The 15144-nt window shown below is 72.4% G+C and carries 12 protein-coding genes; 7 read left to right on the top strand and 5 right to left on the bottom strand.

The genetic code is table 11. The features are described from left to right. Nucleotides 1–4 precede the first annotated feature (4 nt). The 6 genes from OG252_RS44140 to OG252_RS44115 all read left to right on the top strand — a co-directional run bounded on the left by OG252_RS44140 (nt 5) and on the right by OG252_RS44115 (nt 6354). On the top strand, nt 5–973 hold the full coding sequence (locus OG252_RS44140; protein WP_266448853.1) for an ABC transporter permease: 969 nt from the start codon (nt 5–7) through the stop codon (nt 971–973). Next, nucleotides 966–2036 (top strand): ABC transporter ATP-binding protein, encoded by a 1071-nt coding sequence (locus OG252_RS44135; protein WP_443068457.1) that lies wholly within the window; start codon nt 966–968, stop codon nt 2034–2036. Before OG252_RS44140 ends, OG252_RS44135 begins: the two co-directional genes overlap by 8 nt. Further along, on the top strand, nt 2033–3070 hold the full coding sequence (locus tag OG252_RS44130; protein ID WP_329343301.1) for an ABC transporter ATP-binding protein: 1038 nt from the start codon (nt 2033–2035) through the stop codon (nt 3068–3070). The genes OG252_RS44135 and OG252_RS44130 overlap by 4 nt, the downstream gene beginning before the upstream one ends. Nucleotides 3071–3213: 143 nt before the next feature. Next, nucleotides 3214–4359: an ABC transporter substrate-binding protein gene (locus OG252_RS44125; RefSeq protein ID WP_329343299.1), complete on the top strand. Its 1146-nt coding sequence runs from the start codon at nt 3214–3216 to the stop codon at nt 4357–4359. Nucleotides 4360–4495: 136 nt separating this feature from the next. Further along, nucleotides 4496–5692 (top strand): sensor histidine kinase, encoded by a 1197-nt coding sequence (locus OG252_RS44120; RefSeq protein WP_266444792.1) that lies wholly within the window; start codon nt 4496–4498, stop codon nt 5690–5692. Then, complete coding sequence (locus OG252_RS44115; RefSeq protein WP_329343295.1) at nt 5689–6354, top strand: response regulator transcription factor; 666 nt, start codon at nt 5689–5691, stop codon at nt 6352–6354. Before OG252_RS44120 ends, OG252_RS44115 begins: the two co-directional genes overlap by 4 nt. Before the next feature lie 44 nt (nt 6355–6398). Here OG252_RS44115 and OG252_RS44110 read toward each other — a convergent pair whose 3' ends face one another. The 4 genes from OG252_RS44110 to OG252_RS44095 are packed head-to-tail and all read right to left on the bottom strand — an operon-like array spanning nt 6399 to nt 10131. Further along, nucleotides 6399–7664 (bottom strand): NAD(P)/FAD-dependent oxidoreductase, encoded by a 1266-nt coding sequence (locus OG252_RS44110; protein WP_329343293.1) that lies wholly within the window; start codon nt 7662–7664, stop codon nt 6399–6401. Continuing rightward, a complete protein-coding gene (locus OG252_RS44105; protein WP_329343291.1) occupies nt 7661–8455 on the bottom strand; it encodes an amino acid ABC transporter ATP-binding protein in 795 nt (264 codons plus the stop codon). The genes OG252_RS44110 and OG252_RS44105 overlap by 4 nt, the downstream gene beginning before the upstream one ends. Further along, nucleotides 8452–9219 carry an amino acid ABC transporter permease gene (locus OG252_RS44100; RefSeq protein ID WP_266444787.1) on the bottom strand — a complete coding sequence of 256 codons (768 nt, stop codon included), beginning with the start codon at nt 9217–9219 and terminating at the stop codon, nt 8452–8454. The genes OG252_RS44105 and OG252_RS44100 overlap by 4 nt, the downstream gene beginning before the upstream one ends. Nucleotides 9220–9228: 9 nt before the next feature. Further along, entirely contained in the window at nt 9229–10131 is a 903-nt protein-coding gene (locus OG252_RS44095; protein ID WP_329343288.1) for a substrate-binding periplasmic protein, read from the bottom strand. Nucleotides 10132–10361: 230 nt separating this feature from the next. Here OG252_RS44095 and OG252_RS44090 point away from each other — a divergent pair, with 230 nt between their 5' ends. Beyond that, complete coding sequence (locus tag OG252_RS44090) at nt 10362–11540, top strand: CdaR family transcriptional regulator (RefSeq protein WP_266444784.1); 1179 nt, start codon at nt 10362–10364, stop codon at nt 11538–11540. A 345-nt stretch (nt 11541–11885) separates the two neighbouring features. Here the strand turns inward: OG252_RS44090 and OG252_RS44085 are convergent, their stop codons facing one another. Further along, the gene (locus tag OG252_RS44085) at nt 11886–15089 is read right to left on the bottom strand and encodes an amidohydrolase family protein (RefSeq protein WP_329343286.1); all 3204 of its coding nucleotides are present in this window, start codon (nt 15087–15089) and stop codon (nt 11886–11888) included. Between the last annotated feature and the right edge of the window lie 55 nt (nt 15090–15144).

The raw sequence follows: 15144 nt of genomic DNA, 5'->3' as shown, positions 1-15144 counted from the left end.
GCTCATGCTCTCCTTCGCGCTCAAGCGGTTCGCCTCCGCCCTGCTGGTGATGTTCTCCATCAGCGTGCTGGTGTTCCTGATCTTCTTCGCCACGCCGGGAGTCGATCCCGCCGCCCGTATCGCGGGCCGCAACGCCGACCCGGCCACCCTCGCGCAGGTACGGCACTCCTTCGGCCTCGACCGGCCGCTGCCGATCCGGTATCTGCTGATGATGCGGCACCTGCTGATAGACCGGGACCTGGAGTCCTTCGTCAATCGCGGCTCCCGCGTCATCCCGCAGATCGTGCAGGCGATGCCGGTGACGCTGTCGCTCGTGGTGGGAGCGGCGGTCATCTGGATGACCGTCGGCATCCTCATGGGCACGGCCGCGGCGACCCTGCGCGGCACGGCGGTCGACCCGCTGATCATGCTGGTCGGCGTGGTCGGCGTCTCGCTGCCGGCGTACTGGCTCGGCGAGGTCGTCAACCTCGTCACCCAGAAGCAGTTGCACGACTCGGTGTTCTCCTGGGTGCCGCCACCCGGATACGTCGACCTGACCGGGGACCCGGGCCAGTGGGCGCTGCACCTGCTCTTCCCCTGGCTGACCCTGGCGCTGCTGTACGCCGGGATCTACGCCCGGCTGCTGCGCGGCGAGGTCGTCACCGCGCTCAACGAGGACTACGTCCGCACGGCCCGGGCCAAGGGCCTGTCCGAACGCCGGATCCTCGTCCGGCACGCCCTGCGCTGCTCGCTGATCCCGATCGTGTCGTTGTTCGGCCTGGACTTCGGCGCCCTCGTGGGCGGCGCCGCGCTGCTCACCGAGGTGGTCTTCGGCCTGCCCGGCATCGGCAAACTCACCTTCGACGCCCTGCAGAACCTCGACCTGCCCGTGATCATGGGGACCGTCCTGTACGCGGCGTTCTTCGTGGTCCTCGCCAACGCACTGGTGGACATCCTGTACGCGCGACTCGACCCGAGGGCTCGCCATGCCTGAACCGCTGTCTGAACCGCTGCCTGAACCCCTGCTGGACGTACGCGATCTGCGGGTATCGTTCCGTACCCGCCGGGGCCCGGTCACCGCCGTCGACGGCCTGTCCCTCTCGGTGGCGCCCGGCGAAGTCCTGGGCGTGGTGGGCGAGTCGGGCTCGGGCAAGAGCGTGTCGATGCTGGCCGTGCTGCGGCTGCTGACCAACCCGAACGTGACCGTGTCGGGCCAGGTCCTCTTCCGTGGCCGTGACTTGCTGACCCTTTCCGACAAGCAGATGCGCGCGATACGGGGGCAGGAGATCGCCATGGTCTTCCAGGACCCGATGACCGCGCTGACTCCCGTGTACACGGTGGGCTGGCAGATCGCCGAGCAGATTCGGGCGCACGGGCAGGTGTCCCGGAAGGAGGCCCACGCCCGCGCCGTCCGGCTGCTCTCCGACGTCGGCATCCCCGACGCGGCCTCGCGGGTGAACGCCTACCCGCACGAGTTCTCCGGCGGTATGCGCCAGCGCGCGGTCATCGCGATGGCCCTGTCCTGCAGCCCCGCACTGCTGATCGCCGACGAGCCGACCACGGCACTCGACGTGACCGTACAGGCGCAGATCCTCGACCTGATGCGCGAGCTCAACGCGGACGGCTCGGCGATGGTGCTCATCACGCACGACATGGGCGTGATCTCCCAGATCGCCGACCGCGTCCTGGTCATGTACGGCGGCCGGGTGGCCGAGGACGGCCCGCGGCGCGCGGTGTTCCACGGCCCGCGGCACCCGTACACCTGGGGTCTGCTCGACTCGGTGCCCCGCGTCGGCGGCCCCCGGCTGCGGCGGCTGCCCACCATCGCGGGCATGCCCGTCTCCCCGGGCAGCCTTCCGGCGGGGTGCGCGTTCGCGCCGCGCTGCCGGCTCAGCCACGACCGGTGCGAGGAGCGGCCCGTGCTGGCCGCGGGCAACGGCGACGCCGCACACCGCGACGCCTGCTGGCTGCCGCCCGACGACCGCGCGTCGCTGCGGCTGACGGCACGGGCCGCGGCGAGCGACGTACAGGACATGGACTCGGAGGCGGCGTCGTGACGGCACAGGACATCGTGGCAGTGGACAAGGGTGCGCCTCCCGGCGGCGACGTGCTGCTGCGCGCGTCGGACGTCACCAAGCACTACCCCCTGCGCGCGGACACGCTGTCCCGGCGCCGCAGGGTGCTGCGCGCCGTGGACGGCGTGTCCCTCGAGGTCCGCACCGGCGAGACCCTCGGCATCGTCGGCGAGTCGGGCTGCGGCAAGTCCACCCTCGGCCGCTGTCTGGTCCGCCTCACCGAACTCACGGGCGGCCGGGTCGAGTTCGACGGGCAGGACATCACCACCCTGTCCGCGCGCCGGCTGCGGCCCGTACGGCCGGGCATGCAGCTGGTCTTCCAGGACCCGCAGGCCTCCCTCAACCCCCGCCGCCGCGCCGGGGACATCGTGGCCGAACCGCTGCTCGTGCACCGGTACGGTGACGCGGCCGCGGTCCGCCGCCGGGTCGCCGAGCTCTTCGACGTCGTAGGACTGGCCGGGGCGCATCTGGACCGGTATCCGCACGAGTTCTCCGGCGGCCAGCGCCAGCGCATCGGGATCGCCCGGGCGCTGGCCACCGCCCCGAAGCTGATCGTCGCCGACGAACCGGTGTCCGCCCTCGACGTGTCGATCCAGGCCCAGGTGCTGAACCTCTTCGCCGACCTCCAGGAGGAGTTCGCGCTCACCTATGTCTTCATCGCCCACGACCTCGGCGTGGTCCGCCATGTGTCGGACCGGATCGCCGTCATGTACCTCGGCGAGATCGTCGAACTCGCCGAGACGGAGGCGCTGTACGAGGCCCCCGCCCATCCCTACACACAGGCACTGCTGTCCGCGGTCCCGGACATCGACGACGGCACCCACCCGGGGGACGCACCGCACCGCGAGCGCATCGTCCTCACCGGCGAGGTGCCCAACCCGGTGGACAAGCCGACGGGCTGTCCCTTTCGCACCCGATGCCCGTACGCCCGCGAGCGCTGCGCGCTGGAGCGCCCCCGTCTCACCCTCACGGCCTCCGGCCGCCACACGGCCTGTCACTACCCGCTGACCGTCTGACCGTTTGACCGGGGCCGTTCCATCGAACGGTTGAATCCGAAGGCAGCGTACGGACGACGCGGAACGGCACGGCCGGTCGGCAGACTTGCCGCGCCGTCGCATACGGAACGTGGCGGTGGACCAAGCAGGAGGGGACCCCCCACATGTCCAGCAACTTCAGCAGGCGTCGGCTGCTCGCCACCGGGGCCGGTGTCGCGCTCGGCAGTGCCGCCACGGCCGCCGCGCAGAGCCCGGCGGGAGCCGCCACGGCCGGCGTCTCCTCGCGCACCGGCCTGCGCGAGGAGACGCGCTCCCTCGACGAGCTCTACCAGGCCGCGCTGGCCGAGGGCGGCAAGCTCGTCCTCTACCAGGGCGGGGACGTCGACAGCCAGGCGGCCGGAGTACGGGCCGGGTTCAGCAGCCGCTTCCCCGGCATCGACCTGACGGTCGTCGTCGACTACAGCAAGTACCACGACGTCCGCGTCGACAACCAGCTCGCGACCGGCACCCTGGTCCCCGACGTCGTACAGCTGCAGACGCTCCAGGACTTCACCCGCTGGAAGCGCGAGGGCAAGCTGCTGCCCTACAAGCCCGCCGGGTTCTCCAAGGTCCACAAGGGGTTCAAGGACCCGGACGGGGCGTGGACGGCGATGGCCGTCATCGCCTTCAGCTTCATGTACGACATCCAGGCGGCCGGCGCCGCCGCACCCGCGACCCCGCTGGATCTGGTCGACCCGCGCTGGAAGGACGCCCTCGCCTCCTCCTACCCGCACGACGACGACGCGGTGCTCTACCTGTTCTCCCTCTACCAGCAGACCTACGGCTGGGACTGGGTGGCGAGGTTCGCCGCGCAGCAGCCGCAGTTCGCCCGTGGCTCGCACACCCCGGGTCTCGCGGTCAACGGCAAGCAGAAGACCATCGGGGTCGGCACCTCGGGCAGCTCGGTCTCCACGTCGACCACCGTCAAGTGGGTGGCGCCGGTGGGCCATCCGTTCATGGCGTGGGGACAGCGGGCCGCGATCCTGAAGCAGGCCGCCCACCCCACCGCCGCCAAGCTCTACCTGAACTGGGTGCTGTCCGAGGAGCGGCAGAAGGCCAGCTTCAACGGCTGGTCGGTGCGCACCGACGTCCTCCCCAACCCCAGCCTGAAGCCGGTGTGGGAGAACCCCGACGCCCACGTGGACGGCTTCCCGCGGTTCATGGAGGACCGGGCCGCGATCGAGCGGTGGAAGCAGACCTTCGCCCTGTACTTCGGCGAGGTGAAGGGCGATCCGTCGCCGGGCTCGCTGGGGCTCCACCCGGGGCGGTGACGTCCGCGAGGGAGGGCCGCGCCCTGGGCGGCCACAGCGGCTGAGGGCTGGGCGTTTACAGCGGGCACACAGGCCGCGGCTTACACTTCGGGCGCTGTTGTCGCATCCGTCGGCCCGCCCCCAGGGAGCCGCAGCCGTGCCTGCCACCACCCTCGCCGTACGCCGGCCGCCCGTGTCGGCGCGGGACCTCCCGCACCTGGTGTTCTTCGTCGCCGTCGCCGGCACGCTCGTACGGCTCGTCGAGCTGAACAACGAGCTGTGCTGGTCCATCGCGCCGCCCACGGCCGCGCTGGCCCTGCTGTACGCCGCCGGGCTGGCCCGGTGGGACCGGCTGGGCCGCACCGGCCGGCCGGTCTGGCTCGGCCTGCTCCTGCTGCTGTGGTCCTGGGTGGCCTGGATCCTGCCGGCGCCGCTCACCTTCGGATACGCGTGGCTGGCCGTGCCCTTGGCCGTCCTGGCGCTGCGGATGCCCACCCGCACGGAGCGGGCGGTGGCACTCGGCGTCATCACGGCACTGATGGTGGCGGCCCTCATGCGGTTCGGCGGCCCCGACCCCGATGTGCTGGCACCGCCCGTCGCCGCCGTCTGGGCCACCGTGCTCCTCTACCGCAGCCAGCAGCGGCTCGCCCGCGAACTCGCCGCCACCCGGGACCGGTTGGCGGCGCAACAGCGGGAGGCCGGACGCCTCGCCGAGCGGTCCCGCATCGCGCGGGACCTGCACGACACGCTCGCCCAGGAGCTCGCGGGCAGCCGCATGCTGCTCCAGGCCGCGGACCGCGACTGGGACCGCAACCCGGACGCCGCCCGGCGGCAGCTGCGGGCGGTCACCGACGCCCTCGGCGAGCATCTCGCACAGACCCGCGGCATCATCGACGACCTCACCCCGCCCCTGCTCGCACAGGACGGCCTGGAAGCGGCGCTGCGCGATCTGTGCGCCCGGGCCGGCTCCGCCGCCGGGGCGCCCCGGATCTCCTTCCGCGCCGAACACGAGCCGCACCCGCTCCCCACAGACCGGGCCGTCGCCCTGCTGCGCCTGACCCAGGGCCTCCTCGCGAACGCCCTCGAACACGCGCGGGCCCGTCACGTCCACATCACCCTGGCCTACGGCGACGCGGCCACGGCGGCCGTCGAGGTCCGGGACGACGGAGCGGGATTCGACCCGGCCGCCGCGAGGGCGGGATGCGCCGACCGCGGATTCGGACTGGCCGCCGCACGCGAGCGCCTGCGCGCGTTCGACGGCACCCTCACCGTCGACAGCGCGCCCGGACGGGGCACCCGCGTCCGAGCCGTGCTGTCGGCGGCCCAGGACCGCGTCCCCGCCGGTGCGCTGTGACCGAACCGCCCGGACCACCGCTGCGGATCCTGATCGTGGACGACCACACCGTCGTCCGGGCGGGGCTGCGTGCCCTCCTCGAAGGCGAACCCGACTTCGACGTCGTCGGCGAGACCGGCGACGGAAACGACGCGGTGCGTCTGGTGGGCGGGCTCCGGCCCGACGTGGTGCTGATGGATCTACGGCTGTCGGAGGTGGGCGCGGCGGGCAGCCGTGTCGACGGCATCGAGGCGACCCGGCGGATCCTCGCCGCCTCCGCCGGCGTGCGGGTGGTCGTGCTGACGAGCTACGGCAGTCAGGCCGATGTCCTGCGGGCCGTGGAGGCCGGCGCACGCGGCTATGTCCTCAAGGCGGGTCCGCCCGAGGAGTTGTTCCGTGCCGTGCGCGCCGCGGCGTCCGGAGGCATGGCCCTGGCGCCGGAGGCCGCCGCGCGTGTCGTCGGGTACACGGCCGAGCCCGGTCCGGGGCTCAGCGAGCGGGAGGTCGAGGTCGTACGGCTCCTGGCGCGGGGGCACAGCAACCGGGCCATCGCCGGCGCTCTGTTCCTGGCCGAGGCGACGGTCAAGACCCACCTCGTGCGGATCTACCGCAAGCTCGGCACCGAGAACCGCGCCGCCACCGTCAGCGAAGCGGTCCGGCGCGGACTGATCGACGTCGACTGAGCCGGCGTGGCCGGTGCGCGAAGACCGGTACGGCGCCGCGGCCCTCACGGGCTGAGCCGGTCGAAGCGGAACGGTGCGAGGGCCTCCGGGCGGCGGCCGGTTCGGATGTACTGGGCGAGTGTGTGGCCGGTGACGGGGCCCAGCGTGACGCCGAGCATGCCGTGGCCGGTGGCGGCGTAGGCGTTGCCGTATCCCGGTACGCGGTCGATGACCGGAAGTCCGTCGGGGAGGAAGGGCCGGCCGCCGACCCAGGGGTCGCGGATCAGTCCGATCAGGTCGTCCGGGTCGTCGAACCAGCGGCCCAGATAGTGCCGGCTGGCGAGGGCGACGGCGACGACGCGCCGCCAGTCGAGGCGGTTGTTGTTGCCGCTGAGCTCCATCGTGCCGCCGATCCGGGTGGTGGAGCCGATCGGTGAGGCGACCGCCTTGCGCTCGCCGAAGTACAGCGTGTGCCGCGGTGCCGGATCCAGGTCCACCGAGAAGCTGTAGCCCTTGCCCGCCTGGAGCGGCAGCGGCTGTCCCAGCGCGCTCAGCAGGTCCGACGAGCGCATCCCGGCGGTGACGACGACGCCCGAGCAGGGGATCTCGCCCTGCGCGGTGCGCAGCGCGACGACGCGCTCCCCGGAGGTGCGGAATCCGGTGGCCTCGACGTTCTCGTGGACCTTCACCCCCGAGGCGACGAGCGCCTCGCCCAGCCCCCGGGCGAACGCCTCCGGGTCGACCACGCCCTCTCCCTCGACGAGGTACGCCGCGCGCACCTTGGAGGACAGCGCGTCGTCCAGCAGCCGGGCCCCGTCCCCGGTGACGACGTCGTCGGGGAGCGGGTAGCGGCCGTCGGCCATCTCCCGCTGCACGGCGAGGTGATGGCGGGCTTCGGCCGGGGACAGGAAGGCGTGGACCATGCCGGGACGGGTCAGGGTCGTCTCGACGCCCGCCTCGCGCAGGCCGTCGAAGAGGTCGAAGGTGGTCCGGTTCAACTCGGCGACCGCGGTGTAGCCGCGCCGGAAGGCGGCCGGTGTGCTGCTGCGCCAGAACCGCCACAGCCACCGTACGAACGCCGGGTCGGGCAGGGGTCGTAGGTAGAGGGGCGAGTCCGGCCGTCCCAGCGAGCGGAGCGCGTACCGTACGACGCCCGGGGCCGGCACCGGCGTGGAATGGCTGAGGCAGACCCAGCCCGCGTTGCCCCGGGACGCCCCGGAACCCAGCGCGCGGCGCTCGACGATCTCCACCTCGAAGCCCGCCTCGGCCAGGTAGTAGGCGGTGCACAGCCCCACCACACCGCCCCCGACCACCACTAGGGGGGCCGTCATGACGCCGATCCGTACGAGGCGAGGAACTCCCGGGTCCGGGCCTCGGCGGGATGGTCGAGGACGTCCTGCGGGGATCCCTCCTCGACGATGCGGCCGCCGTCGACGAAGACGACGTGGTCGGCCACCTCGCGTGCGAAGGGCAGTTCGTGGGTGACGAGCAGCATCGTCATTCCGTCCGCGGCGAGTTCCCGCATGACGGCCAGGACCTCGCGGGTGGCCTCCGGGTCGAGGGAGGAGGTCGGCTCGTCGAAGAGCAGCACCTCCGGCCTGAGCGCGAGTGCCCGGGCGATGGCGACGCGCTGCTGTTCCCCGCCGGAGAGCTGGTCGGGCCGGGCGAGGCCGCGGTGCGCCACGCCGACCCGGCGCAGCAGCGCGACGGCCCGCTCCAGCGCCTCCGGTTCGGGGACGCCCGCCTTGCGCTGGGCCAGGACGACGTTCTCGACCGCTGTGAGGTGCGGGAAGAGGTTGAACCGCTGGAAGACCATGCCGACGGTGCGGCGCAGCCGGGGCAGGTCCCGGCAGACCGTCCGGCCGCCGTCGTGGACCACTTCGCCGGCCACCTCGACCGTGCCCCGGTCCGGCCGTTCCAGCAGGTTGACGCAGCGCATCAGGGTCGTCTTGCCGCCGCCGCTCTGTCCGATGACGCTGACGATGCGGCCGCGGTCGACCTCCAGGTTCACGTGGTCGAGCACCAGTCGGCCGTCGAAGGACTTGCTGAGCCCCTCGATCCGTACGACCGCGTCGGTGCGGGCCGGTGGCACGGCTTCCGACGTGGTGACGGGCTCGGTCATGCCGCCGTCTCCTTCTGCTTGAGCTCTGCTGTGAGGCCGGCGCCGAGGTCGGCGGCGAGCAGGGCGTGGGCGGCGCGCACCCGTCGGCGCCGCCACGGGGACAGGGGGACGCCCGCCCGTACCTTCCGTTCCAGCAGCAGGAGCAGCTGGGAGAGCGGGTAGCACAGGGCGAAGTAGACGGCGGAGATGACCAGGTAGACCTCCAGTGCCCGGAAGGTGGCCGACGTGATGAGCCGCCCCTCGGACATCAGCTCGGCCGCGGAGACGGTGACGAGCAGCGAGGTGGACTTCAGCAGGTCGACCAGCATGGTGTTGGTGCCGGGCAGGGCCTGCCGGACGGCCTGCGGCAGGACGACATGGACGAAGATGCCGACCCGGCCCAGCCCCAGCGCCTCGCCGGCCTCGGTCTGTCCGGCGTGCACTCCGCTGATCGCGGAACGGAAGATCTCGGACAGGTAGGCGGCGTAGAAGACGACGAGGCTGAGGCAGCCGGCGGTGAACACGTCCAGCCGGAGTCCGGCCGAAGCGAGGCCGAAGTAGGTCAGGAAGATGATCGCGAGCAGCGGGATGTTCTTGAAGATCTCCGTGTAGACGGCGGCGAGGACGCGGAGGGGCCGCGCCTTGCTGATCCGGAGCAGCGCGACCGCCAGGCCGAGGAGGACCGCGCCGACGAAGCTCACCACGGTGTACGAGACGGTGCGCCCGAGTGCGTCGAGCAGGTCCGACTGGTAGTCGGACCAGGGGACTTGGAAGAGACCGGACATGTCATCCCCTCACTGGCCGACGGACGGCGGCGTCCAGTCCTGCGGCCGGTCCACGCCCCTGCGCGCGGTGGCGACGTCGGCGGACGGCTTCAGGAACTGCTCGGGGTCGCCGCCGTACTTCTCGACGAGCTTGGCCATCTCGCCGTTCGCGTACATGGCGTCGATCTGCGCGGAGATCGCCTTCTCCAGCTTGGTGGCCTGCTTGGGCAGATAGAAGCCCGTCTGGTACGGCTGGAAGTACTGGTAGTCGGGCTGGGCCTTGACCTCGGCCGCGGTCGGCGGTGTCAGGTACTGCGTGCTGATCTTCAGCTCCGGACGTTCCTTCTGCGCGGCGATGATGATCAGCGGGTCGAGGAAGCCGACGTCGACGCGGCCCGCGCCGAGGTCGTCGAAGACCCCGGTGGCGTCCGGGTAGGCGTGCAGCTTGGCTTCGGGCACGGACTGGATGGACTTGACCCAGACGTAGCCCTCGACGGTGCCGAGGTCGAGGCCCTTGAGGTCGTCGACCGTCTTGTAGGTCTTGCCGCTGCGGACGGCCATCGCCGGGGGCGAGTAGTAGGGCGGGTCGGTGAACAGGCCCTGTTTCTGCCGGTCGGCGGACCAGGCGACGCCGCCGATGGTGATGTCCACCCGGCGTGACTGCACTCCGGCGAGCATGCCGGCGAAGTCGGTGACCTGGGGCTTGATCTCGAGGCCCAGTTCCTTGGCCGCATACGCGAGGATGTCGCCGTCCAGTCCGACGATCTTGTCGCCCTGGACACTGGTGTAGGGCGCGTACGGCTGGACGGCCACCTTGATCACGCCGGGCGTGAGCGTGCCCAGGGCGGCGGCTTTCGCGGACACGTTCTTCGGGGCCTCCTCGCTGTCGGAGCCACAGGCGGCGACGGAGGAGAGCAGGAGGAGGGCGGTCACAGTGGATACGAGAGAACGCACACGAGTCATCGGCCCGGGCCTTCCGTAGGTGCGCTGAAAGGAGCCCGCCGTTCACCGCGCTGTGCCCCCGGCGGGGATGTGATTGGGCCCAAAGCTAGGGATCAACCTGCCGCGCGTCACCGTTCACTTCGTACGTAGTTGTGGCCGAAATCGATCGGTCCCCTGTACGGTGCGTCCAACCCGGCCCGCCCTCGACGGGAGGAACACCCGTGCTGAGCCCGTCCCTCGCGCAGGAGATCGCCGGGGACACCTCCGCCGTCATCGGCTTCAACGTGCTCATCACCGACGCCGAGGGCATGGTCATCGGCAGCGGCGACAGCAGCCGGGTCGGCAGCTTCCACGAGGCGTCCGTCGAGGTCGTCCGCACTCAGGAACCCGCCACACACAACGCCTCGCAGGCCCAGCGACTGCAAGGGGTACGCCCCGGGGTCACGCTCCCGCTGGTCACCGGCGGGCGCGCGGTCGGGACCGTCGGGATCACCGGCACGCCCGCCCAGGTACGACGCTTCGGCCTGCTGGTGAAGCGTCAGACGGAGATCCTGCTGAGGGAATCCGTGATGCTGCGCTCCCGCCTGCTCGCGGAGCGGGCCGCCGAGACGCTGCTCGCCGACATCGCCGCATACGATCCCCAGGTCGTCGAAGGCGACTTCCTCGTCTTCCGGGCCGCCGAACTCGGCTTCGACCTACGGCTGCGACGGGTCGCCGTGGCCCTCGAAGTGACCGTTCCGGACGCGGCCGCGCGACGGCGGGGCGCCCCCACGCAGGACATGGCCCTGATCCGTTCGGAACTGCTGCGCACCGTCCGCGAGGTCTTCGCCGACCCCCAGGACATCGTGGCCGGTACGGCTCCTGGCTGGATCGGCGTCCTGCACCGGCTTCCGGCCCGGGGTTCGATGGCGTCCCTGGTCGCCGACTGCCGGCGGGTCGCCGATGTGATCGCCGCGCAGGACGGCCTCGCCGCCCGGGTGGGGATCGGCGAGCCGGCCACCTCCGTCGGCGGCCTGCACGACTCCTACCAGGACGCGTGCGACGCCCTTCGCCTGGGCGCCCGGCCGGCGAACAGCTCCCCCGTCCATCTCATATCCGACCTGCGGGTCCACCAGGTTCTCGCGGCGGTGGGCCAGTCCGCCCGCAACCGTCTGCTCGACCTCACGGCCGCGGACCTGCGCGCCCAGCCGGACTGGCCGGTGCTCCGCGACACGGTCACCGCTTGGTGCGAGAGCGGGTTCAACCTCGTACGGGCATCCGCGGCGCTGCACATCCACCGCAACACCGTCGTCTACCGGATGAACAAGATCGAGCAGATCACCGGTCGCCCGCTGCGCGACCACCGGGCGACCATGGCCCTGTACCTCGCCTGCCTGGCGGACCGAATGGGCAGCGGTTGACGGCCATGGCCGCCCATGCGGTGGCCTCGCCGAAGGGCGGGCCGGTGGCCGGCCCGCCCTTCCTCCTCGGCACTCACGAACACCCCTGTCAGGCGGTGGCTTCGCTGGCCGAGGGTCTCACCTCCTCGGCCTTGTGGTGCTTTTCGAGCTCGGGCGTGGTGGTGGCCGGGGCGAACATCAGCCGTATTCCGGGAGTGGCTGCGAGACGCCCAGGGCGCATCGCGGCGGCGCTGACCAAGGAGGCCTGCTTTCCTTCAGAGTCGAGTCGATGAACTCGGTGTCCTCGGAGTCGGCGATGAGGGCCTGCTCGCGGGCGTTCCAGCGGGCCAGCCGCTTGCCCGGCGCTCAGCCGCCGCTCTCCGGATCGCAGCACCCGTCGCGTCGCATACGCCGGCTGACCTCCAGCCAGTCCTCGGCCGAAGCCGACTGCTGCGGTTCGTAACTCCGCGTGGTGGCTGCCCCGAAGGCGTCCACCAGGTCCGCCTGCTCGATGAGGACACCGCCGCGGAGGACCGCCACCGTGCGGATCAGGGTGGCGAAGTCGGTGAACGGGTCGCCGTCCACCACCGTGAGGTCGGCGAGTTTGCCCTGCTCCAGCGTGCCCAGGTCGGCGTCGGCGCCGAAGACGCGCGCGGGCAGCACGGTGGCGGTGCGCAGCGCCTCGGCCGGTGACAGGCCGGCGCGGTGCAGTGCCCGAAGGGCCAGGTGCAGGTGCAGCCCGACCGGGACGAGCGGCTGGTCGGTGCCGAGCGCGATCAGTCCGCCGCCCGCGAGGATCCGCCGGTAGACGTTCAACTCTCTGTCAAGTGTCGCGAGTTGGGTGGCGGTGGGCGGCTGCCCGGCCTGCTGGCGGACGAGCGCGGTGTCCCACGGCGGCATGAGCGTGGTGACACGGGGGTCGTCCGCGAGCGCGGGGTCGGCGCCGAGCAGAGGCTGTGCCGTGAACGGGGTGGCGACGAGGTGGAAGCCGGCGCGGGCGTAGATCTCCTCGACGTCCTGGTAGGCACGTCCCGTGGCGGAGGTCGCATGCCCGAACTCCAGGCGCTGGGTGGCCTGCAGATGGGTCGTCAGGTCCTGGCCCAGCTGTACGCCCGGGGTGCACAGGTGGCTGCCGCTGCGCACGCCGAGCCGGTCGTGTGCGAAGTCGGCGGCCTCCTTCATCACCCAGCCGGGGGCCCGTACGTACGTCTTCACGAAGTCCCAGTCCAGCGCGGCCGCCCGCGCCAGCGAACGACGCAGGCCCTCGTGGGTGCGATGGGCGCGGCCCATGCTGTAGGCGACGCGCGCCCCGTCGAGCAGTTCGCCCGTGGACAGGAGCCGGGGTCCGGCGAGGGCACCGGCGGCGACCGCCTCCCGGATGCGGGCCTGCTCGTAGGCGAATCCACCCAGCGAGACGGCCGTCGTGATGCCGTACGCGACTTGGAGCGCCGTCTGGCGGCCGCCGTAGGTGCTCTGCCAGGGGTGGGTGTGTGCGTCCCACAGGCCGGGGATCACGGTGCGGTCGCTCGCGTCGACCTGGCGTGCGGCCGGGCGGCCGGTCCGGTGCGGGGAGACCTCCGCGATACGGCCGTCGCGGATCACGACATCGATGTCCTCGCGGACGTCCGGGCCGGTGCCGTCCCAGAAGCGGCCCGCGTGCACGACGGTGTCGGCCGGCCGCGGTCTGCGGTAGTCCAGCGGGACGCGGACGGTGCGGGCCTTGCCGCTGCCGATGTCGATCAGGCGCAGGGTGCCCGCGGACAGGTGGAGAAGGCTGCGGGCGTCGGCGGACCAGGACGGGTGGTCGGCGGGTTCGGTGGTGAGGAGGCGGGGTTCGCCTTGGGGGGTGCCGTCGGCGCGGACCGGCAGCAGCCACAGCGCCGACTCGGCGACGACGGCCATCCAGCGGCCGTCCGGGGACCAGACGGGGCCGGAGTCGTAGCGGTCGGCGAGCGAGGTGTGCGGGGCGAGGGCGTGCAGGGCGGCCGTGCCGGTGGTGGTGTCGACGACCCGGATGAGGTTGTAGCCCTCGCGGAAGCGCTGGTTGAGACGGTTGCGGTCGCACAGCGCCACATAGCGGCCGTCGGGCGACCAGCTGGGGCGGCCGGGCAGCCCTCCCCCGCCGAGCGGTGCGGCGAGGTTTCGTTCGCTGCCGTCGGACAGGTCGCGCACCACCAGGTTGCCGGACATGTCCAGGCAGGCCAGCCGGGTCCCGTCGGGCGAGAGGGCGGGGAAGACGCGGCCGCCCTCGGCCAGCACGGTCTCCTCGCCGGAGGCCAGGTCGCGGCGCCGTACGGCGAACAGGCCGTCGCGGTCGTCGGTGTACACCAGCGCCGTGCCGTCGGGCGTCCAGGTCGGCGCCGACACATAGCGGGTCGAGGGCACTTGAACGACCTTGCGGGGTGCGCGGCCGCCGGTGGTGTCGGCGGTCCACAGGGCGTTGAGCGCGGCGAAGGCGACGCGGCGGCCGTCCGGTGACAGGGCGGGCAGGTGCAGCGCGCGGACGGGACGGATGCCGGCGCCTTCGAAGTCGTAAGCCTTCTCGCGGTAGTCGGGCCGGTCCACGGGCAGCGTGGCCGTGAACGGGATCTCCTCGCCGTCGCCCGGCGCGTCCGGGTCGACCAGGCGGAAGTGTCCGTCGACTGTGAGGAGCAGCCGCTCGTCGTCCGTCCAGCGGGGCGGCGCCGGGAGGACGTCGCCCTCGACGGCGACCGGAGCGCCGTCCACGACGAGGGTGCTGGAGGCGGCGGGCGCGGCAGTGGTGCGCAGGTAGGCCAGGCGGCCGGCGGGAGAGACGGCGGGGGTCATGAGCTGGGCGCCGGAGTCGTCGGTGTGCTCGGTGGTGACCGGGCCCGAGCCGTCGGCGGGCACCGACGCGACGGTGGCCGCTCGGAGGGTGCCCGCCGGGGTGACGACGGCGCGCACGAACAGCACCCGCTCACCGTCCGGCGACCACGTGGGGTCGAAGTCCTCCCAGGCGGCGTCCTGCCCGGGCCCCTGCTGGCCGGGGCGCCCGGTGAGCCGGGTCAGCGCGCCGGTGCGCAGGTCCAGGACCCAGATCCGGTACGGGGCGCCGGTCACGGTGTCGCCGCCGCGCTCGGAGGCGAACGCGATCCGGGTGCCGTCCGGCGACCAGGCCGGGCCCCGGTCGTCCCACGGCCCGTCGGTGAGCTGCCGGGTCCCGGTGCCGTCGGGCCGCAGCGTCCAGAGGTGGAAGCCTCCGCCGCGATAGGCGCACACGACGAGGCGGCTGCCGTCGGGCGAGAACTGCGGGCGGGTGGGTTCGAGGCCGGGCGGGGTCAGCGCGACGGCGGTGCCACCGTCCCGCGGAACGGACCAGAGCACGTTCTGGACCTCGGCGACCAGCCGGTCACCGGACGGGGCGAGGGTCGCGGAACCGCCCGTGGCGGCGGTGAAGGAGAGGGTGGTGGCACCGGAGGCGGCGGCCGCGACCGGCGGGCCGACGGTGACGAGCGCCGTGGCCGCGGCGGTGGTCTGAAGGAATCTGCGGCGGGAGAGAGGACCGAAGAGGGAGGGGTCTGAGGTGACGGAGGCGTCGTTGATGTCCAAGGAAGCTCCCAGTACACGGAGTTGGTGTGCCGGACAGAAGAGACCACTGGTGGAA

Source organism: Streptomyces sp. NBC_01352 (genome assembly GCF_036237295.1).
Lineage (GTDB): Bacteria > Actinomycetota > Actinomycetes > Streptomycetales > Streptomycetaceae > Streptomyces > Streptomyces plumbiresistens.
This window is presented reverse-complemented; position numbering and strand designations above follow the sequence as displayed.